We start from the raw sequence: 19,822 nt of genomic DNA on the forward strand, positions 1-19,822 counted from the left end.
ATTGTGTCCTGCCAGAATGTTTATTCGAACAACGCGTCGAGGGCCTGTTCCAGTCGGGTTACGGCAATAATCTGCAAACCCGGCGGTGCTTCCTTAGGCGCATTGCCCTTGGGCACGATGGCGCGTTTGAAGCCGTGCTTGGCGGCTTCCTTCAAGCGTTCCTGGCCACTTGGCACCGGGCGCACTTCACCCGACAGCCCGACTTCACCGAACACCAGCAAATCATGCGGCAGTGGCCGGTTGCGCAAACTGGACATGACCGCCGCCATCAGCGCCAGGTCGGAGGCCGTTTCCAGAACCTTCACCCCGCCAACCACGTTGAGGAATACGTCCTGATCGTGAGTCGGAATGCCGCCGTGACGATGCAGCACCGCCAGCAACATCGCCAGACGATTCTGATCCAGCCCCAGCGTGACCCGACGCGGATTCGCCAAGTGGCTGTCATCCACCAGCGCCTGGACTTCCACCAGCATCGGCCGCGTCCCTTCCCACGTCGCCATGACCACGCTGCCCGGCACTTCTTCCTGTGCACGGGTCAGAAAAATCGCCGACGGGTTGGAGACTTCCTTCAGCCCCTTGTCGGTCATGCCGAAAACGCCCAATTCATTGACGGCGCCGAACCGGTTTTTCACCGCACGCAACAGACGCAACCGCCCATCGGACTCGCCTTCGAAATACAGCACCGTATCGACCATGTGCTCCAGCACTCGCGGGCCGGCCAATGCGCCTTCTTTCGTTACGTGGCCGACCAGGAAAATCGCGGTGCCGCTCTGTTTGGCATAACGCACCAGCAACGCCGCACTTTCCCGAACCTGCGACACGCCGCCCGGTGCCGATTGCAGTTGTTCGGTGAAGATCGTCTGAATGGAGTCGATCACCATGACTTTGGGCTTTTCGACCCGGGCGGTGGCAATGATGGTTTCGATGCAGGTTTCAGTCATCACCCGCAGCTGGTCCTGAGGCAAACCGAGACGGCGGGCGCGCATGGCCACTTGTTGCTGGGATTCTTCGCCGGTGACGTACAGCGCCGGCATGACTTTGGCGAGGTTGCACAAGGTTTGCAGGAGAATGGTCGATTTACCGATACCCGGATCACCGCCGATCAGCACCACCGAACCATCCACCAGGCCGCCGCCCAACACCCGATCGAGCTCGCTGGACGCGGTGGAGAAACGCGGGATCTCTTCGACGCTGACTTCGGCCAGGGTCTTGATCTGTGCCTGTTGGCCTGTCCAACCGGTGCGACCGCTGGGTGCTGCGGCACCGCCGCTCTCGACCATGGTTTCGGTCAGCGTGTTCCAGGCCCCGCACTCGCCGCACTGGCCGGCCCACTTGGGGAAGGTGGAGCCGCACTCGGTGCAGCCGTACATGCGCTTGGCCTTGGCCATCTGAACTCCCGGCAAAAACCGCGATGATAGCTCAGCTGACGCGGATCAGCGCGGCGCTGCTGTGCGGATTTCACCCTTGGCCAGACGCGCGGCGCTGTTGCCCAATGGATCTTCAGCATTCAGGTCGGCGCCCTTGGCCTTGAGCTCATCCAGCAATTGGACCCGTTTGAACAATCCGGCATACATCGCGGCAGTCTGGCCGGCGCCGTTACGTTGGTCGGGGCTGCAATGAGCGGCCAACAGGGTTTTGGCGATCTGGATTTCGCCCTTGAAAATGGCGCCCATCAGGGCGGTGTTGCCGCGTTGATCCTGCGCGCAGGCGTCGGCCCCGGCCGCGAGCAAACGGTCCACGGCGGCTGCCTGGCCGTGATAGGCGGCAAGTATCAGCGCGGTGTAACCCTTGCCGTCGCGGGTATCGAGGGAGTAACCGGCCTCGATGAAGGTATCGAGCATCGGCACATCGCCACGGCGGGCGGCGTCGAAGTAGTAATCCTGCAGTTGAACCTTCAGCGCTGCGGGATCTTCGGCCGGCCCGCCGAAGACGCTGAACGAAACGCACGCCAGTAACAACGATAGACAAAAACGCATGGCAAGCTCCTTGGTCTGACGGGCCCCCGTCAGAGGCCCCGCTGTTCAGGCAAACGCGATCAATCAGCCAGCTTGGCCGCCAATGCCTTGACCCGGCTCAGATCCCCCTTGGCCACCTTGGTCACGCCGCTCCCGTACTCCGGGTCGGCCTTATAAAGGAAGGACAAGATGATGTGCTTGCTCTCGTCATCGGTGGTGGCCAGTGAACCGCCGAAGCTCTCGATCAAGTCCTTGCGCTCTTTCTTGCTGAACGAGCGATACAGATCGCCGGCCTGCTTGAAATTCTGCTCACGCTGGATCTTCGCCTGCTGCGTGCTGCCCGACAGGGCCGACTGGCTGTACCGCGCGGCTTGCGGCTCGTCACGCGGCAGCAAACGGCTCGGCTGATAATTAACACCGCTGCTGCGGTGGCCGATGTTCATCGCGCCATCCTGATTGCCGTTGTTCACGGCGACCCTGGGTGCATTGATCGGCAATTGCAGTGCATTGGCGCCCAGGCGATACAGTTGAGTATCGGCATACGAGAACACCCGGCCCTGTAACAAGCGATCTTCTGAAGGCTCGATACCTGGAACAAGATTGGCCGGTGCCATGGCAACTTGCTCCGTTTCCTGGAAGACATTTTCCGGATTACGGTTCAACACCATTTGTCCAACTTTTCGCTCAGGAACTCCGGGCCAGATTTTGGTTGCGTCCAATGGATCAAAATCAAACTTGTACAAGTCTTGAGGATTTAACACCTGGACGTACAAGTCCCATTTCGGAAAGTTACCCTTGTTAATATGACTGACCAAGTCATTGGTCATATGACTGTAGTCTTGACCTTGAACGTTGGTTAATGCTTTTGGATCGAGATTATTAATTCCCTGCAGACTTTTCCAGTGGAACTTCACATAGTGCACTTCACCTTTGGCATTAACCAACTTGTAAGCATGGACACCATTACCGTCCATTTCCCGATAACTGGCCGGTGTGCCGGAATTGGAATATAACTCCGTCAGGGTGCGGGTGGCCTCTGGCACATGAGAGAAGAAATCGAAGCGGCGGGCATCATCGTCCAGGTTAGTACGCGGGTCCGGCTTGAAGGCGTGGACCATGTCCGGGAATTTGATGGCATCACGAATGAAGAAGGTCGGGAAATTGTTGCCGACCAGGTCCCAGTTGCCGTCCGCCGTGTAGAACTTGGTAGCAAAGCCCCGGGGGTCACGCAGGGTTTCTGGCGAATGGTTGCCGTGGACCACCGCCGAGAAACGCACAAATACCGGCGTGCTCTGCCCTCCAGCGAATACCTTGGCCTTGGTCAGGTCACTCAGGTCCTCCGTCACGGTGAAGGTGCCGTGGGCACCGGTGCCGCGGGCATGCACGACGCGCTCGGGAATTCGTTCACGGTCAAAGCGTTGGAGCTTCTGGATCAGCTGCACGTCCTTTAGCAGCACCGGGCCGTTGGCGCCGGCGGTCTGCGAGTTCTGGTTGTCGCCGACGGCAGCACCGTTATCGCGGGTCAGTGGCGCAGCATGGACGGAGAAGGACAGCAGGCTGGCGGTTAACACGCCAAGGGTACGCCGATGGGGAAAAGCCCCGAGGCCAATGGTTGAAGTCATATCAGGTTCCTCTGTTTTCAAGGCGCACTCCAAGTGCGCTGCCCAGAGGCTAGAGGCCCGGACCGCAGAACATAAATAGAAAGAACGTAATGCGATGACTCAGAAAATTGTGTGGCTAATCAGCTTGTTAGCGCGTAGTTCCCGCGCGATTGGTGGCACTTTGAAAACTAAATGACTGCAAATGTGTCGATAAACACGGGCATTGTAAGACGGTGTTTCGAGCAAGAGTCGTCCTGCTGAATTACACTGCGATCCACCAACCTCATCTGTAACAAGGAAATAACCTATGGGCGTGATAAGTGAGTTCAAGGCCTTCGCGGTCAAAGGTAATGTGGTCGACATGGCCGTTGGTATCATCATCGGCGCCGCCTTCGGCAAGATCGTTTCATCGTTTGTCGGCGACGTGGTGATGCCGCCAATCGGCCTGTTGATCGGTGGGGTGGACTTCAGTGACCTGGCCGTTACGCTCAAGGCAGCCAACGGGGAGGTCCCGGCGGTAATGCTGGCCTACGGTAAGTTCATCCAGAGCCTGATCGACTTCATCATTGTCGCCTTCGCGATCTTCATGGGCGTCAAAGCCATCAACCGTCTGAAACGCGAAGAGGCCGTTGCGCCAACCCTGCCGCCGGTTCCAACCAAGGAAGAAGAGCTGTTGAGCGAGATCCGTGATCTGCTCAAAGCCCAGAACAACCGGCCTTGAAGGCTGATTGCAAACAGAAACGGCGCCTTCGGGGCGCCGTTTTTTTTACCAGAAGTTCTCCACCGCCACCTGGCCGGGTCGTCGGCTGAGGTTCAAGTGCATATCGCGTTGTTTGAGCAACTTGCGCGTGTCATCGATCATCTGTGGGTTGCCGCAGAGCATGACCCGCGAGTGTTCGGCCGTCAGCGCCACCCCGGCCACCCGCTCCAGTTCACCATTTTCTATCAGCGTAGTGATTCGCCCATTCAGGGCGCCGGGGTGCTGCTCGCGCGTGACGGTGGCGATGAACTGCAACTTGTGCGCGTACTCGGCCAGATAGTCGCGCTGTGCCAACCCCGCGATCAGCTCCTGATAAGCCAGCTCGCGGGCCTCGCGTACGCTGTAGACCAGGATGATCCGCTCGAATTTCTCCCACACCTCGAAGTCCTGCAGGATTGACAGGAACGGTGCCACGCCCGTGCCTGTGGATAACAACCAGAGATCTCGCCCATCGACGAAACGATCCAGCGTCAAGTAACCAAAGGCCTGGCGGTCTACCAGCAGCGTATCGCCGACCTCTAGCCGACTCAGTTCACTGGTGAACTCCCCGCCGGGCACGACGATGGAAAAAAACTCGAGGAATTCGTCATGAGGCGAAGAGACCATTGAATAGGCGCGCCACACCGTACTGCCATCGGACCGGGTCACACCAAGCCGGGCGAACTGCCCTGCACGAAAGCGAAAGCCGGGGTCTCTGCCGGCCCGCAACGTGAACAGGTTGGGGGTCAACGGCTGAACGTCGGTCAGGGTCTGGCGAGTAAATTTTTCTGCACTGGCAGTCATGGGTTACTCCATTCAACAGATGGCCCAGTGTCCCGCAAAGCGGGGGATGTAAACACCGGTGATTTGTAGTGGCTTTAGACAAGCCCCCCCTATGCTGCCGCCATTATCGCGGTTGAAATCCTCTCTTTTTCGCACTACAAGACAAAGTTTAAATAATTGAATTGCGTACAACATACAACTTTTCCTTTTCTCGCTAAGAACCAGTTATGTAATTTTCAGTCTTTTCAAGAGCGAAAAAATTGCAGCATATGCGTAGGAATACTCCTACACTCGTGGCGTGCTGGATTTCGGATCCAATCTGCACCCCAAAGATGCCCGCATGGAGTTACACCAAATGGAAATGTGGAAGGAATCACAGTTGTGCAAAATATCTAACGCGAGGGATATTGAATCTGCATACGAAATTTCACTTAAGCTCGTTCAAGAGCTTGGATTTAATTTCTGTGCCTTTTCAATAACATCTCATTCACGGGGCCCGCACTTCGAGAGGGTCAATCTCAATAACTACCCACGCGAGTGGAACGTGGAGTATGACCAAAACAACTTCAGCGAAACAGATCCAATACTGGCACATTGCAATCGCTCGACAATGCCAAAAATATGGGAAGAAAAGGCTTACTCGAGAATCCCAAGGCTGTGGCAAGCACTACAACTAACCGGCATGCGGCACGGCTGGTCGCAATCGCTTCATGACGACAACGGGCTGCGCAGCATGTTCAGCCTGGCCAGAAGCAACTGCCCCATCACCCCCTATGAGTTTTATGAAAATCTGGGTTACACGATCTTCATCAGCCACCACCTGCATGGCCTCATCGCTAAAAAACTGCCTGAGCGCGTGAGAGACCTCTGCAAACCTCATTTATCGGCACGCGAAGTCGAGGTACTGAAGCTGTCCGCGGATGGCAAAACCGCCTGTGAAATAGGCATGATCCTCAGCATCACTGAACGCACTACCAATTTCCATATTCACAGAGCGATCCAGAAACTGGGCGTCAACAACAAGATCGCCGCCGTCATCGCAGCGGCAAGGGCCTGCATGATCTGAGCAGTGCGCCCAAATACCCTAGGACGAAAAACCCGCGAGTATTCCAAAAGAAAAAAACGTACCATTTGCGGTTCCTCCAGAGTGATGACGAGTGAAACATCCGTCGCAGTCCACTCGGACGGCCCCGCCGCTACAACGCTTCAGGCAGCGGGACCCCACACCCGTTGACTACCCAGAGCCCCGCCTCATGCCCCTGCTCGAAACGCCCTTCGCCCAACTCGATCTGATCCGTCAGCCAGAACAGCAGAACGAACCACTGCAAGCGTTCGATGCCGCCGATGAATACCTGCTCAATCATCTGGCCGAGCAGCAGCCGGCCGCGGACACCCGAGTGCTGGTGCTCAACGATAGCTTCGGCGCGTTGGCAGCGAGCCTGGCGGGAAAAGTCCTGGTGACCAGCAGCGGCGACTCTTTCCTGGCCTTCCAGGGCCTGGAAAAGAATCTGATCCGCAACGGCCAGGCATTTGATGCGGTACCGGTTGTTCCGGCGAACGAAGCATTCACCGGCCCGTTTGACCGTGTGTTGATCCGGGTGCCGAAAACCCTGGCCTTGCTGGAAGAACAGCTTATTCGCCTGCAGGGCCAACTGGCTCCAGGCGCTCAGCTGATTGCTGCAGCGATGGTCAAGCATCTGCCGCGTGCCGCGGGTGATCTGCTGGAACGTTACATCGGCACGGTGCAAGCCTCGTTGGCGGTGAAAAAGGCCCGGCTGCTGATCGCAACGCCTGAAGCCAAAACCCCAGCCGTGTCCCCCTACCCTTCACGCTATCAACTCGACACACCGGCGATCGAACTGCTGAACCACGCCAATGTGTTCTGCCGCGAAGGGCTGGACATCGGCACACGAGCCTTTCTCCCACATTTGCCACAGAACCTCGGTACAGCGCGAGTCGCCGACCTCGGTTGCGGTAACGGTGTATTGGCAATCGCCAGCGCTCTGCAAAACCCTGATGCCCATTACACGCTGGTGGACGAGTCATTCATGGCAGTGCAATCAGCGGCTGAAAACTGGCGCGCTGCGCTCGGTGATCGTGACGTGATCGTGCGCGCCGGCGATGGCCTGGCCGGGCAAGAACCGCAATCGCTGGACGTGGTGCTGTGCAATCCACCGTTTCACCAGCAACAAGTCGTCGGCGACTTTCTCGCCTGGCGGATGTTCCAGCAGGCGCGCGAGGCCCTGGTGACAGGCGGTGCGCTGTACATCGTCGGCAACCGTCACCTCGGCTACCACAGCAAGCTCGCGCGGCTGTTCCGTGGCGTAGAGCAAGTGGCGGCCACGCCGAAATTCGTCATTCTCAAAGCCCGTAGATAATCGCACGTAAAAAAAACCCTCCGTGACAGGAGGGTTTGAATCCGCGCCACAAGGCAACGGGATGGGAATGCAGGTATTTCAGTGCGTGGACAGACCTGCGGCATTCATGAACATGCGCATCAGGCTGGCCACGATAAACAGGGCCCCCACGCTACCGACCCAGATCAAGGCCAGCCAACCGAGCCGCTGCCAGAGCGGTTTTTGCTCTGCTGCCTTGATTTCCTCCAGGGAATGTTTGCCAGCCATCATCGTGACCTCCTCTGAAACGGCGCAGGAATCGACCCTGCGCCATTGTCGTGCGTTCTAGTGATAACCATCTTCGTGAGTCACCTTGCCGCGGAACACGTAGTAGCTCCAGAAGGTATAACCCAGGATGAACGGGATGATGAACAGCGTACCGACCAGCATGAAGCCCTGGCTTTGCGGCGGTGCAGCGGCGTCCCAGATCGAGATCGAAGGCGGCACGATGTTTGGCCACAGGCTGATGCCCAGTCCGCTGTAACCCAGGAAGATCAGCACCAGGGTCAGCAGAAACGGCGTGTAGTTCGCATTGCGGGCCACGGCACGGATCAGACCGTACATGGTCACTAGCACGAGAATTGGCACCGGCAGGAACCAGAACAGGTTCGGCAGGGTAAACCAGCGAGCCGCGATCTCGGCATGGGTCAGCGGGGTCCAGATACTGACGATACCGATCACCGCCAACACCACGAACGCCAACGGCCGCGCCAGATTATGCATCTGCTCCTGCAACTTGCCTTCGGTCTTCATGATCAGCCAAGTGCAGCCGAGCAGCGCATAAGCCACCACCAACGCGAGGCCGCAGAACAGGGTGAACGGTGTCAGCCAGTCCAGTGAGCCGCCTGCAAACTGGCGATTGACCACCGGCAAGCCATCGATGAATGCACCCAGCGCCACCCCCTGGAAGAAGGTGGCGGCAATCGAACCACCGATGAACGCCTTGTCCCACAGATGGCGCTTGTCATCCTTGGCCTTGAAGCGGAATTCGAACGCGACACCACGGAAAATCAGCCCGATCAGCATGAAAATCAGCGGCAGGTACAGCGCCGAGAGCACCACCGAATAGGCCAGCGGAAACGCGCCGAACAACGCCGCGCCGCCCAGGACCAGCCAGGTTTCGTTGCCGTCCCAGACCGGGGCGACGGTGTTCATCATCACGTCACGGTCGGTCTTGCCCGGGATGAACGGAAAGAGAATCCCGATCCCCAGGTCGAAGCCGTCCATGACCACGTACATCATGATGCCGAAGATGATGATCACGGCCCAGATCAGCGGAAGATCAATACCCATGACTCAAATCTCCTTGGTCAGGCTGGGGCTGTGGTCAGCGTCCGCACCATCGTCGTCGGCGGCGGAAAGCGGACGGGCCGGAGTGCGTTTCTGGCCAGGGCCACCGTCGTTGGTTTCCTTGCCTTCGTCGATCTTCGGTCCTTTGCGCACCAGGCGCATCATGTAGCCCAGACCGGCACCGAACAGCGCGAAATACACCACAACGAACAGGATCAGCGTGATGCTCATCTGCATGAAGCTGTGATTGGAGGACGCGTCCGCCGTACGCATCAAGCCATAGATCACCCACGGCTGACGGCCGATTTCAGTGGTAAACCAACCGGCGAGGATCGCGACCAGGCCGGACGGGCCCATCCACAATGCCAGGTAGAGGAACGGTCGCGAGGTGTACAGCTTGTCGCTTTTGCGCAGCCACAGGCTCCACAGACCGGTGAAGATCATCAGCATGCCCAGACCCACCATGATCCGGAACGACCAGAAAACGATGGTTGAATTCGGCCGGTCTTCAGGGGGAAAGTCCTTGAGCGCCGGCACTTGCTTGTCCAGGGAATGCGTCAGGATCAGGCTGCCCAGGTACGGAATCTCTACCGCGTACTTGGTCCGTTCTTCTTTCATGTCCGGCCAGCCGAACAGGATCAGCGGGGTTGGCTCATCGCCGTGATTTTCCCAGTGACCTTCGATCGCGGCGATTTTCGCCGGCTGATGCTTAAGCGTGTTGAGACCGTGAAAGTCACCGATGACGGCCTGAATCGGCGCCACGATCAAGGCCATCCACATGGCCATCGAAAGCATGGTGCGAATCGCCGGGTTGTCCTTGCCGCGCAACAAGTGCCAGGCCGCCGAGGAGCCGACAAAGAAGGCGGTCGCGACGAACGCGGCCGTTGCCATGTGCATCAGGCGGTAGGGGAATGACGGGTTGAAAATCACTGAAAACCAGTCGGTTGGAATGACCTGGCCATTGATGATTTCGAATCCCTGCGGGGTTTGCATCCAGCTGTTGGAGGCGAGAATCCAGAAGGTCGAGATCAGCGTACCGATGGCGACCATGACCGTGGAGAAGAAGTGCAGGTTGCGCCCGACCTTGTTCCAGCCGAACAGCATGACCCCCAGGAAACCGGCCTCAAGGAAGAACGCTGTCAGGACTTCGTACGTCAGCAACGGCCCGGTCACGGAACCGGCGAAGTCCGAGAAGCGGCTCCAGTTGGTGCCGAACTGATAGGCCATGACCAACCCGGAAACCACGCCCATGCCGAAATTGACGGCAAATATCTTCGACCAGAAATGGTACAGATCGCGGTAAGTGTCGTTGTTCGTCTTCAGCCACAGGCCTTCGAGTACCGCCAGGTAACTCGCCAGGCCAATGGTGATGGCCGGGAACAGGATGTGGAACGAGATGGTGAACGCGAACTGAATTCGGGCGAGATCAAGCGCCTCCAAACCGAACATAAGTCTTCCTCTGTCAGGTAATACCGGCTGAAGGCTTGCGGCCTGCACCCACGGCCCCCACGGATATGGAGTGTGGCGAATTTGAATTCGTTCTTTTTTTACAAACATCACAACGTAGGGAGTCTGGCCATCTGGCCGCCGGATCATTTCCACAAGGGTCTTGATCTGGATCAAGCAATGGTTAAAAGAGTAGTCCCATTTTTGACGATGGACGGTGTGGTCTTTTGACGCGTGACAGGTTGCCTCACAGGTCTGCTCATGAACTGAAACACATTACCTGTGGGAGCGAGCCTGCTCGCGAAGCGGTGTGTCAGACGAAGGGGTATCGACTGATACGCCGCCATCGCGAGCAGGCTCGCTCCCACAGGGTGATGTCAGTGTTTCCGAGATCGGTGTCTAGCTAACTAATTTTTCCAACCCTGCAACTTCTGGTTACAGGTTGGTGATAATCTCGACCCTCCCCTCGCTCAAGACTTGCCCCCAGATGCCCAGCCAAGCGCCCTTGCTGTTACGTCATCACCGTCCTTTTATCGCGTTCTGGTTGGCTCGGGTGTTTACCGCCAGTGGTTTTCAGATGCTCACCGTGGCCATCGGCTGGAATCTGTATCAACTGACCGGCAATGTGCTTGACCTGGGTCTGGTGGGGTTGGTGGAGTTTGCCCCGAGGGTGCTGTTCATGCTGCATACCGGGCATGTCGCGGACCGCTATGACCGGCGCAAGGTCGCGGCGATCTGTCAGTCCCTGCAAGCGGTGATCGCCCTGTCCCTGGCCATCGGCAGCGCGACCGATCATGTCACTCGGGAGATGATTTTCATCCTCGCGTTCCTGCTCGGCGCCGCGCGCTCCTTCGAGATGCCGACCACCCAGGCCTTGCTCCCGAGCATCGTCCCCAGCGCATTGTTCCCCCGCGCCGTCGCCGCCGCGCAGTCGGCTCAACAATCAGCCACCATCGTCGCCCCGGCCCTTGGCGGTTTGCTCTATGCCTTCGGCAGTGTCTGGGTGTATGGCCCGACGGTGATCCTCTACATCATTGCCTGCCTGCTGATGCTCAACCTGCCGGCCCGGCAAACGCCGCTGAACAAGGGCAAGGCGACCCTGGATTCGTTGCTCGCGGGTATCCGCTTCATTCGCAGTCGCCCGGACATTCTCGGGGCGATTTCCCTGGACCTGTTTGCGGTATTGCTCGGTGGTGCGACGGCGCTGCTGCCGGTGTTCGCCAAGGACATCCTGTTGACCGGCCCATGGGGCCTGGGCCTGTTGCGTTCAGCCCCGGCCGTCGGTGCGCTGCTGATGTCGCTGTACCTCGCGCGATTTGCCGTGGAGCGCAAGGTCGGGCGGGTGATGTTCACGGCTGTCGGTGTGTTCGGCGTCGCGACCATCGCGTTCGGCCTCTCGACCTCGTTCTGGTTTTCACTGGCCGTGCTGGTGGTGTTGGGCGCGGCGGACATGATCAGCATGGTGATCCGCGCCTCCTTCGTGCAACTGGAAACCCCGGACGAAATGCGCGGCCGGGTCAGCGCCGTGAACGGTTTGTTCATCGGTGCTTCGAACCAGTTGGGCGAATTCGAATCCGGCCTCACCGCCCATTGGTTCGGCACTGTGCCGGCGGTGGTCATGGGTGGGATTGGCACATTGGTGGTGACGGGGACGTGGATCAAACTGTTCCCGACCCTGGCCAACCGCGACCGCATGCATGTGCCGGTGGAAGAAGTGAGGGTCTGAAGCAGGTTCCGTTCACAGTTTTGTCGACCAGGTGCACTACATAAATAGTGCATTAAGTGTAATGTATCGCCTTACACTTCCCCCCATGATCAAATCCTTTCAACACAAAGGCCTTCGAGGCTTCTATGAAACAGGTTCGACTCGTGGGATCCGCGCAGACCATGCGAAGCGTCTGTCTCGAATGCTTCAGTTCATGGACCGTGCAGCGCTGCCTGGCGACCTCGATCTGCCGGGATGGCGATTGCACCCACTCCGGGGGGAGTTGGCCGAATATTGGTCATTGAGCGTTTCGGGGAACTGGCGAGTTATTTTTCGTTTTATCGGCTCGGATATCGAACTGATCGATTATCTGGACTACCACTGAAAGGAGGCAGGACATGCCTATGCACAACCCGCCGCACCCTGGCGAAACGCTTTTGATGGATGTATTGCCCGAGCTAGGCATCAGTGTCACAGAGCTGGCCCGCCACTTGGGGTTCGCTCGTCCGCATCTTTCGCGCGTACTGCATGGCCACGCACCGATTAGTCCGGATCTGGCGGTGCGTCTCGAGCGAGCCGGAATTGGCAAGGCGCGGATGTGGTTAGGGGTTCAGGCCGACTACGACCTCTGGCAAGCGGAGCATCGTGAGCAACCGTTTATCGAACCTATTGCCATTCACGCCTGACGTTATTCAAACCACCAACTCCCGCGCCACAGAAGTCCGCGTGGCTTTACCGCAGAGTTGCTCCACCAGCGTCAGGGCAAACTGCAGTGCCGCACCCGATCCCTGCGCGGTGATGCAGTTGCCGTCGACCACCACTGGCTGGTCAACAAAATTGCAGCCCGACAATTGATGGCTGGCCGATGGCAGGCAGGTCATGCGCCGCTGACGTAATACGCCAAAGGTTTGCAACGCCAGCGCCGGGGATTCGGCGATGCCGGCGAACAGACGCCCGGCAGAGGCCTGGTCCTTGATCAACTGTTGCAGGGGTTGATGCGCGGCGAGGTGTTGTGAGCCGACCTCTCCGCCAGGCAGAGCGATCAGGTCGAATGGCTGGGCCAGCAAATCCACCAGCATTGCATCGGCGGTCAGGCGGGTACCACGGGCACACGTGAGCATTCGCCGCCCTTCGATGCTCGCCACCACCACTTCAACCTTGGCGCGGCGAAGCACGTCGATCAAGGTCACGGTTTGCAGGTCATCGATGCCCTCGGCGAGGGTAATCAAAGCTCTAAAGGTCATGGGCACGGTCCACAGGATGATCTTTAAAGCGTAGTCAGCTTTCCTGACCCTTGTTCGAGCGCAGCCGTTACTTGATGTAAAGCTGCGTCGACATCGTGTTGCCCGGCGCGTTGATCGAGGTGTTGCTGAAGGTGAAGATGCCGTTCTGTTTGCCCGCAAGATTGAAGATATACAGATAGCCGACGGTTTTTTCCCCAGGCGCGCAGTCCTTCAAGTTGCCGGTTTGAAAGGCGCACACCGGCGTCCGGGTGCCGTTCACTTCAAAACCGTCCAGTGCGACATGCGGGGCGCGACCATAGCCAATCTCCAGAACGTAGACCTTGATGCTCGGACCACTGTGGTCGCAGCTCGTCTGCTCTTGTTTCTCGACAATGTTTTCAAAACCACAGCCCGGTGATTCGACGTTGACCACTTTTACCTGGCTCAACGGCGGCGCCATCGCGGCCGAGGCGGTTTGCGCCCCCAGCAACAACGCCATCACGACGCCAATAACCGCAACCCCACACTTTTTAATGCAATCCATAACGCCCCCCAAAACCAGCGCGCAGTATGGCTCACTTCGCTTTACGGCAAAACATCGACGACGATCGCAGCCATAAGCAGCCACAGCCCCACGCTGCTGGTATGATGCGCGGCTTTTTCCGACCCACAGAAAATTACCAGGCGCCTTCAAAGGTCTGTGCTTTGCTGTTGAGGTCGATACATTCACGGCGCCGGGCGCGCCACGGGGAGCAGACATGCTGGAAAGGCTGTTTCAACTCAAGGCACACAACACCAACGTGCGTACCGAGATTCTGGCGGGCGTCACGACCTTCTTGGCCATGGCCTACATTCTGTTCGTCAACCCGAGCATTCTCGGCGAGACCGGCATGGACAAGGGCGCGGTGTTTGTCGCTACCTGTCTGGCAGCGGCCATCGGTTCCACAGTGATGGGCCTGATCGCCAACTACCCGATCGCGCTCGCGCCGGGCATGGGCCTGAACGCCTTCTTCACCTACACCGTGGTCCTGCACATGGGCCACACCTGGCAAGTGGCGCTGGGGGCGGTGTTCATCTCGGCGGTGCTGTTCTTCCTGCTGTCGATCTTCCGCATCCGCGAATGGATCATCAACAGCATCCCGCTGCCACTGCGCTCGGCGATTGCCGCCGGTATCGGCCTGTTCCTGGCGCTGATCGCCCTGCACAACGCGGGCATCGTGGTCAGCAATCCGGCGACCATGGTCGGCCTCGGTGACTTGAAGCAACCCGCTCCGATCCTCGCGACCCTCGGCTTTGCCCTGATCGTGGCACTTGAAGCGCTGAAAATTCGTGGCGCGGTACTGATCGGCATTCTGGTTGTGACCATCGCGTCGATCGCATTGGGCTTCACCCCGTTCGGCGGCGTGATGTCGATGCCGCCGTCCCTGGCGCCGACCTTCCTGCAACTGGACATCAAAGGTGCGCTGGACATCGGTCTGGTCAGCGTGATCTTCGCCTTCCTGTTCGTCGACCTGTTCGACAACTCCGGCACCCTGATCGGCGTTGCCAAGCGCGCCGGCCTGATGGGCAAGGACGGCCACATGCCGAAAATGGGCCGCGCCCTGATCGCCGACAGCACCGCGGCCATGGCCGGTTCGCTGCTGGGCACCTCGACCACCACCAGCTACATCGAATCCGCCGCAGGCGTGAGTGCCGGTGGCCGCACCGGCCTGACCGCTGTCGTGGTAGCGATTCTGTTCCTGCTGGCGCTGTTCTTCTCGCCATTGGCCGCTAGCGTCCCGGCATTCGCTACCGCACCGGCGCTGCTGTTCGTCGCGGTGTTGATGACATCCGGCCTGGCCGAAATAGACTGGGATGACATCACCGTTGCCGCACCGGTCGTGGTCACCGCGCTGGCCATGCCGTTCACGTATTCCATCGCCAACGGCATCGCCTTCGGTTTCATCTCCTGGACCGCGATCAAACTGCTGTCCGGCCGCGGCCGTGAGCTGAATTCTGCGCTGGTGATTCTGTCGATTCTGTTTGTGATCAAGTTGGGTTGGTTCAACGCATGACTTTTGATTCCCAGGCCTACGCTGTTCAGCTCGAAGAAAAGGTCACGCGCCTGCGCGACCTGCTGGCCCCGTTCGATGCACCGGAACCTGCGGTGTTTGACTCGCCGCTGAAAAACTTCCGCCTGCGTGCTGAGTTCCGCCTGTGGCGCGAAGGCGGAGAGCGTCACTACGCTATGTTTTCCCAGGAAGACAAACGCACGCCGATCCTGATCGAAGAGTTCCCGATTGCCAGCCTGCGCATCAATGAGCTGATGCCGCAGCTCAAGGCAGCATGGAAAGCCAGTGCGGCGCTGAGCCACAAGTTGTTTCAGGTGGAGTTCCTGACCACCCTGGCCGGCGATGCGATGATTACTCTGTGCTATCACCGCCCGCTGGACGAACACTGGCACGCGGCGGCATCGAAACTGGCCGCTGACCTGAACGTCAGCGTTATCGGTCGCTCGAAAGGCAAACGCGAAGTGATTGGCCATGATTACGTGGTCGAAAAACTGGAAGTCGGTGGCCGCACGTTCAGCTATCGCCAGCCCGAAGGCGCATTCACCCAGCCCAACGGCACCGTGAACCAGAAGATGCTCAACTGGGCTTACGACGCCCTCGGTGATCGCCCGGACGATTTGCTGGAGCTGTATTGCGGCAACGGCAACTTCACCCTGCCGCTGGCCACCCGTGTGCGCAAAGTGCTGGCCACCGAAATCAGCAAGACTTCGGTCAATGCCGCACTGAGCAACCTCAGCGAAAACGCTGTGGATAACGTCACCCTGGTGCGTTTGTCCGCTGAAGAGCTGACCGAAGCCCTGAACGAAGTCCGCCCGTTCCGGCGCCTGCACGGCATCGACCTGAAGAGCTACGAGTTCGGTAGCGTCTTCGTCGACCCGCCTCGCGCCGGCATGGACCCGGACACCTGCGAGCTGACCCGGCGCTTCGACAACATCCTCTACATTTCCTGCAACCCGGAGACCCTGGCGGCCAACATCGCCCAGTTGCACGACACCCATCGCATCACCCAGTGCGCGATGTTCGACCAGTTTCCGTGGACGCATCACATGGAATCCGGGGTGTTGTTGACGCGTCGTTGAATGGCAGTTGCAGCGATAAAAAAGCCGTCATTTGACGGCTTTTTTGTTGCTCCGAAATTTCACTTCGGCTGCTTCCGATACTCGGTGGTGGTGATGCCCGCATAGCCCCAGTTATCGGTATCGACTTCCTCGATCACGATGTGGGTCAGCTCAGGTGGCTTGCCGAGAACGCGTTTCAAGGTGTCGGTGATTTCGGCGATGACCTGGGCTTTCTGCTCCCGGGTGACACCGTCACGGGTGATTCGTACGCTGACGAAAGGCATGATGCTGCTCCTGTCCGGTTATCAAATGAGACGCCGGCCAAGTAAAGCACCGCTTCGACGATTTCATCTACAGTGACGCAGTCCCTCATTTGATCCTTGGTGTCATCCATCATGCAGCGAGTATTCGACGATCTTCAGTTGGGCAGCATCGAATTGTTTTGCCTGGCGGCCGAGGCCGGCAGCTTTACCGCTGCCGCATTGGTGGCCGGCGTAACACCGGCAGCCGTGAGTCGTTCAGTGTCGCGCATGGAAGAACGCTTGGGCGTGCGGCTGTTTGCGCGAACCACCCGCAGCGTCAAATTGACCGACAGTGGCCGCCGTTATTACGAGGAATGTCGTCAGGCACTGGCGCAGCTGGTCGAGGCTCAGCGCGAGGTCATGGGCCAGCAACAGCAACCGTCCGGCACGCTGCGCATCAGTATTCCCACGACGTATGCGCACCACCGGATCTTGCCGTTGCTGCCGGCGTTTCGGGCGCGCTTCCCAGACGTGAAAGTCGAGTCGCACATCAGCAATCGCAACATCGATTTCGTGGGTGAAGGGTATGACATGGCGATCCGCGTGCGAGCAATTCCGGATTCCGGGCTCATCGCCCGTCACCTTGAGGACGCCGCGCTGGTGATGATTGCCAGTCCCGATTACCTGAAGCGCGCGGGTGTCCCGCAAAACCTCGACGACCTTGCGCAGCACGAATGCATTCAGTACGAACTGCCCAGCAGCGGTCGGCGCATTGCCTGGCTTTTTAACGACAACGGCGTACCGCGGGAGATTCTGGCCGAGGGCAGCTTCAGTTGCTCTGACGATGTGCTCGGCGGCGTAACGTTGGCCAAGCATGGGGCGGGACTGTTTCAAACCTACCGTTTCATCGTTGAAAACGAACTGGCCGCTGGCTCATTGGTGGAAGTACTCAAGCCTTACGGTGGACGCTCCCGGCCATTCACCCTGCTCTATCCACAGAGCCGTCATATGCCGTTGAGGCTGCGGGCATTTATCGATTTTCTGGTTGAACATCTGCCGCGATAAACATCGCGACTGTCCGATCACCGCACACAAAACCTCAATGAAAGCGCTCTTCAATTGACCGAACTAACCAGCTAGTACAATTTATCTCCACAGGCTGAACACCCCAGCCCATTCCAAAAATAATAAGTGGAGAGACTTCGATGTCCCCTATCGTTCTGGTGCTCAACGGCCCGAATCTGAACCTGCTTGGCACTCGCGAACCGACGACTTACGGTCACGAGACCCTGGCAGACATCTCGGCGCTGTGCGCACGCGCCGCCGAAGAATTCGGCCTGGCGGTGGAATTTCGCCAGACCAACCACGAAGGCGAATTGCTCGACTGGATTCACGCGGCCCGTGGCCGTTGCGCCGGGATCGTCATCAACCCGGCGGCCTGGACACACACCTCAGTCGCGATCCGTGATGCCTTGATCGCCAGCGAATTGCCGGTGATCGAAGTTCACCTGTCCAACGTTCACGCCCGCGAGCCCTTCCGGCATCACTCCTTTGTTTCAGCCATTGCCACCGCTGTGATGGCGGGTTTCGGCAGCCATGGTTATCGCCTGGCGCTGGATTATCTCAGCCAACGTTTGAAGGGGTGAACGCCGTGACTCAGAACAACGCGGTACTGGCCGGGCTGATCGGCGCCGGCATCCAGGCTTCCCGCACCCCGGCGCTGCATGAGCACGAAGGTGATGCCCAGGGTTTGCGCTACCTCTATCGCTTGATCGACCTCGATCAGTTGAAACTCGACAGCAGCGCCCTGCCCGACTTGCTGATGGCCGCCGAGCGCATGAACTTCACCGGGTTGAACATCACCTTCCCGTGCAAGCAGGCGATCATCCCGCTGCTCGACGAATTGTCGGCGGAAGCTCGTGGTATCGGGGCGGTGAACACGGTCGTGCTGAAGGACGGCAAGCGCATCGGCCACAACACCGACTGCCTGGGTTTTGCCGAAGGTTTTCGTCGGGGATTGAAGGACGTTGGCCGTGAGCGTGTGGTCCAGATGGGCGCTGGCGGCGCGGGTGCGGCAGTGGCCCACGCGCTGTTGAGCGAAGGCGTACAGCAGTTGAGTATTTTCGACGTGGAGATCAGCCGCGCGCAGGCGCTGGCGGACAATCTCAATCAACATTTCGGCGCTGGCCGGGCCGTCGCGGGGCATGATTTGCCGAGCACGTTGGGACAAGCGGATGGGTTGGTGAACACCACGCCCATGGGCATGAAGAAACTTCCGGGAATGCCCGTGCCGGTGGAGTTGCTTCGATCTGAGTTGTGGGTGGCGGAGATTGTTTATTTTCCGCTGGAAACCGAACTGCTACGCAACGCCCGCGCGCTGGGTTGCCGGACGCTGGATGGCGGCAACATGGCGGTGTTTCAGGCGGTGAAGGCGTTTGAATTGTTTAGCGGCGTGGTGCCGGATGTGCAGCGGATGCTGGAACATTTTCAGAGCATGAATGGCTGAAAAGCTTCGTCGGAATGCCGCCCAGACCAAGCCTCGCTCCTACAGGATTGTGTTGAACTGTAGGAGCGAGGCTTGCCCGCGAAGGCGTCAAGCCTGCAGGTATCGCAAAACCGACTCGCAGATCATCTCCCGATGACGCTGCTTGATGCTTTCGTCCGGCAGGTCGATCTGAAAGATCTCACCGAAGGTATGGCGGTTCGACACCCGATAAAAGCAAAACGAGCTGATCAGCAAATGCACATCCAGCGGCTCAAGCCCTGTTCGGAACACACCCTCTTCGGCTCCGCGACGCAAAATCACGCCCAGTGAATCGAGGATGGTGTTGTTCATCGCCTTGATCGCATCGGAGCGCTTCACGTATTCAGCGTTGTGAATGTTTTCGATGCTGACGATGCGCACGAAATCGACGTTACGATCATGGTGATCGAAGGTGAACTCCACCAGCCGCCGAATCGCCTCCACCGGTGCCAGTTCGGCCAGGTGCAGATGGTTTTCCGTATTGCGGATGTCACCGTAGAGTTTCTCAAGCACCTCGACGTAGAGCTGTTCCTTACTGCCGAAGTAGTAATAGATCATGCGCTTGGAGGTGTGGATGCGCTCGGCGATCGCATCGACGCGAGCACCGGAAAGCCCCTGCTGGACGAACTCGACAATCGCCTCTTGAAGGATGTTCTCGCGGGTCTTTTCCGGGTTGTTCTTGCGACTCTTGCGCGGCCCGGCAATGGGTTCGGCGGGCGCTGCGGAGAGTTCTGAAGTTATCGTCATTGCGGGCTCACGGCCATCACTGCACAGGTGGGCGATTATGGGCCGCGCTGCACAGTGAAGGA

The 19,822-nt window shown here is 58.7% G+C and carries 22 protein-coding genes; 11 read left to right on the forward strand and 11 right to left on the reverse strand.

Features of this window, described 5'->3' with window-relative positions; all coding sequences use genetic code 11:
- Window positions 1-20: 20 nt before the first annotated feature.
- The 3 genes from radA to katB are packed head-to-tail and all read right to left on the reverse strand — an operon-like array spanning window position 21 to window position 3,577.
- Complete coding sequence (gene radA, locus ACYZTY_RS24345) at window positions 21-1,388, reverse strand: DNA repair protein RadA (protein WP_010467488.1); 1,368 nt, start codon at window positions 1,386-1,388, stop codon at window positions 21-23.
- 45 nt (window positions 1,389-1,433) lie between these two features.
- Window positions 1,434-1,976, reverse strand: a complete 543-nt coding sequence (locus ACYZTY_RS24350; protein WP_461955800.1) for an ankyrin repeat domain-containing protein — start codon at window positions 1,974-1,976, stop codon at window positions 1,434-1,436.
- 59 nt (window positions 1,977-2,035) lie between these two features.
- A complete protein-coding gene (katB, locus tag ACYZTY_RS24355; RefSeq protein ID WP_461955801.1) occupies window positions 2,036-3,577 on the reverse strand; it encodes a catalase KatB in 1,542 nt (513 codons plus the stop codon).
- Window positions 3,578-3,863: 286 nt separating this feature from the next.
- Here katB and mscL point away from each other — a divergent pair, with 286 nt between their 5' ends.
- On the forward strand, window positions 3,864-4,277 hold the full coding sequence (gene mscL, locus ACYZTY_RS24360; RefSeq protein ID WP_461955802.1) for a large-conductance mechanosensitive channel protein MscL: 414 nt from the start codon (window positions 3,864-3,866) through the stop codon (window positions 4,275-4,277).
- A gap of 45 nt (window positions 4,278-4,322) precedes the next feature.
- On the opposite strand, the gene ACYZTY_RS24365 is transcribed toward mscL, so the two are convergent.
- On the reverse strand, window positions 4,323-5,099 hold the full coding sequence (locus tag ACYZTY_RS24365; RefSeq protein ID WP_461955803.1) for a ferredoxin--NADP reductase: 777 nt from the start codon (window positions 5,097-5,099) through the stop codon (window positions 4,323-4,325).
- Window positions 5,100-5,433: 334 nt separating this feature from the next.
- On the opposite strand from ACYZTY_RS24365, the gene ACYZTY_RS24370 reads away from it, so the two are divergent.
- Both ACYZTY_RS24370 and ACYZTY_RS24375 read left to right on the forward strand, forming a co-directional pair.
- Window positions 5,434-6,144, forward strand: a complete 711-nt coding sequence (locus ACYZTY_RS24370; RefSeq protein WP_461955804.1) for a LuxR family transcriptional regulator — start codon at window positions 5,434-5,436, stop codon at window positions 6,142-6,144.
- Window positions 6,145-6,331: 187 nt separating this feature from the next.
- The gene (locus ACYZTY_RS24375; RefSeq protein ID WP_461955805.1) at window positions 6,332-7,456 is read left to right on the forward strand and encodes a methyltransferase; all 1,125 of its coding nucleotides are present in this window, start codon (window positions 6,332-6,334) and stop codon (window positions 7,454-7,456) included.
- 78 nt (window positions 7,457-7,534) lie between these two features.
- Here ACYZTY_RS24375 and ACYZTY_RS24380 read toward each other — a convergent pair whose 3' ends face one another.
- From ACYZTY_RS24380 to ACYZTY_RS24390, 3 genes are read right to left on the reverse strand one after another with little or no spacing between them, the layout of a single operon-like run.
- Window positions 7,535-7,702 carry a DUF2474 domain-containing protein gene (locus tag ACYZTY_RS24380; RefSeq protein WP_461959393.1) on the reverse strand — a complete coding sequence of 56 codons (168 nt, stop codon included), beginning with the start codon at window positions 7,700-7,702 and terminating at the stop codon, window positions 7,535-7,537.
- A gap of 57 nt (window positions 7,703-7,759) precedes the next feature.
- Window positions 7,760-8,767, reverse strand: coding sequence for a cytochrome d ubiquinol oxidase subunit II (cydB, locus tag ACYZTY_RS24385; protein ID WP_461955806.1), 1,008 nt, complete (start codon window positions 8,765-8,767; stop codon window positions 7,760-7,762).
- Window positions 8,768-8,770: 3 nt separating this feature from the next.
- A complete protein-coding gene (locus ACYZTY_RS24390) occupies window positions 8,771-10,213 on the reverse strand; it encodes a cytochrome ubiquinol oxidase subunit I (protein ID WP_461955807.1) in 1,443 nt (480 codons plus the stop codon).
- 484 nt (window positions 10,214-10,697) lie between these two features.
- Between ACYZTY_RS24390 and ACYZTY_RS24395 the strand changes: the two genes are divergently transcribed.
- The 3 genes from ACYZTY_RS24395 to ACYZTY_RS24405 all read left to right on the forward strand — a co-directional run bounded on the left by ACYZTY_RS24395 (window position 10,698) and on the right by ACYZTY_RS24405 (window position 12,601).
- Complete coding sequence (locus tag ACYZTY_RS24395) at window positions 10,698-11,936, forward strand: MFS transporter (RefSeq protein WP_461955808.1); 1,239 nt, start codon at window positions 10,698-10,700, stop codon at window positions 11,934-11,936.
- An 85-nt stretch (window positions 11,937-12,021) separates the two neighbouring features.
- Entirely contained in the window at window positions 12,022-12,300 is a 279-nt protein-coding gene (locus tag ACYZTY_RS24400; RefSeq protein WP_461955809.1) for a type II toxin-antitoxin system RelE/ParE family toxin, read from the forward strand.
- A 13-nt stretch (window positions 12,301-12,313) separates the two neighbouring features.
- Complete coding sequence (locus tag ACYZTY_RS24405) at window positions 12,314-12,601, forward strand: HigA family addiction module antitoxin (RefSeq protein WP_461955810.1); 288 nt, start codon at window positions 12,314-12,316, stop codon at window positions 12,599-12,601.
- A 6-nt stretch (window positions 12,602-12,607) separates the two neighbouring features.
- Here ACYZTY_RS24405 and ACYZTY_RS24410 read toward each other — a convergent pair whose 3' ends face one another.
- Both ACYZTY_RS24410 and ACYZTY_RS24415 read right to left on the reverse strand, forming a co-directional pair.
- Window positions 12,608-13,159, reverse strand: a complete 552-nt coding sequence (locus ACYZTY_RS24410) for a DJ-1 family glyoxalase III (protein WP_461955811.1) — start codon at window positions 13,157-13,159, stop codon at window positions 12,608-12,610.
- A gap of 67 nt (window positions 13,160-13,226) precedes the next feature.
- Window positions 13,227-13,682 carry a DUF4879 domain-containing protein gene (locus ACYZTY_RS24415; RefSeq protein WP_461959394.1) on the reverse strand — a complete coding sequence of 152 codons (456 nt, stop codon included), beginning with the start codon at window positions 13,680-13,682 and terminating at the stop codon, window positions 13,227-13,229.
- 214 nt (window positions 13,683-13,896) lie between these two features.
- Between ACYZTY_RS24415 and ACYZTY_RS24420 the strand changes: the two genes are divergently transcribed.
- Both ACYZTY_RS24420 and trmA read left to right on the forward strand, forming a co-directional pair.
- Window positions 13,897-15,192, forward strand: coding sequence for an NCS2 family permease (locus ACYZTY_RS24420; protein WP_461955812.1), 1,296 nt, complete (start codon window positions 13,897-13,899; stop codon window positions 15,190-15,192).
- The gene (trmA, locus tag ACYZTY_RS24425) at window positions 15,189-16,268 is read left to right on the forward strand and encodes a tRNA (uridine(54)-C5)-methyltransferase TrmA (protein WP_461955813.1); all 1,080 of its coding nucleotides are present in this window, start codon (window positions 15,189-15,191) and stop codon (window positions 16,266-16,268) included. The genes ACYZTY_RS24420 and trmA overlap by 4 nt, the downstream gene beginning before the upstream one ends.
- Before the next feature lie 59 nt (window positions 16,269-16,327).
- Here trmA and ACYZTY_RS24430 read toward each other — a convergent pair whose 3' ends face one another.
- Complete coding sequence (locus ACYZTY_RS24430) at window positions 16,328-16,531, reverse strand: tautomerase family protein (protein WP_438658142.1); 204 nt, start codon at window positions 16,529-16,531, stop codon at window positions 16,328-16,330.
- A 111-nt stretch (window positions 16,532-16,642) separates the two neighbouring features.
- On the opposite strand from ACYZTY_RS24430, the gene ACYZTY_RS24435 reads away from it, so the two are divergent.
- The 3 genes from ACYZTY_RS24435 to ACYZTY_RS24445 all read left to right on the forward strand — a co-directional run bounded on the left by ACYZTY_RS24435 (window position 16,643) and on the right by ACYZTY_RS24445 (window position 18,995).
- Window positions 16,643-17,554, forward strand: a complete 912-nt coding sequence (locus ACYZTY_RS24435) for a LysR family transcriptional regulator (RefSeq protein ID WP_461955814.1) — start codon at window positions 16,643-16,645, stop codon at window positions 17,552-17,554.
- A gap of 140 nt (window positions 17,555-17,694) precedes the next feature.
- Window positions 17,695-18,135 (forward strand): type II 3-dehydroquinate dehydratase, encoded by a 441-nt coding sequence (gene aroQ / locus ACYZTY_RS24440; protein WP_461955815.1) that lies wholly within the window; start codon window positions 17,695-17,697, stop codon window positions 18,133-18,135.
- 5 nt (window positions 18,136-18,140) lie between these two features.
- The gene (locus ACYZTY_RS24445) at window positions 18,141-18,995 is read left to right on the forward strand and encodes a shikimate dehydrogenase (protein WP_461955816.1); all 855 of its coding nucleotides are present in this window, start codon (window positions 18,141-18,143) and stop codon (window positions 18,993-18,995) included.
- An 87-nt stretch (window positions 18,996-19,082) separates the two neighbouring features.
- Here the strand turns inward: ACYZTY_RS24445 and ACYZTY_RS24450 are convergent, their stop codons facing one another.
- The gene (locus ACYZTY_RS24450; RefSeq protein ID WP_461955817.1) at window positions 19,083-19,760 is read right to left on the reverse strand and encodes a TetR/AcrR family transcriptional regulator; all 678 of its coding nucleotides are present in this window, start codon (window positions 19,758-19,760) and stop codon (window positions 19,083-19,085) included.
- Window positions 19,761-19,822 lie beyond the last annotated feature (62 nt).

This window comes from Pseudomonas sp. LB1P83 (genome assembly GCF_054897885.1).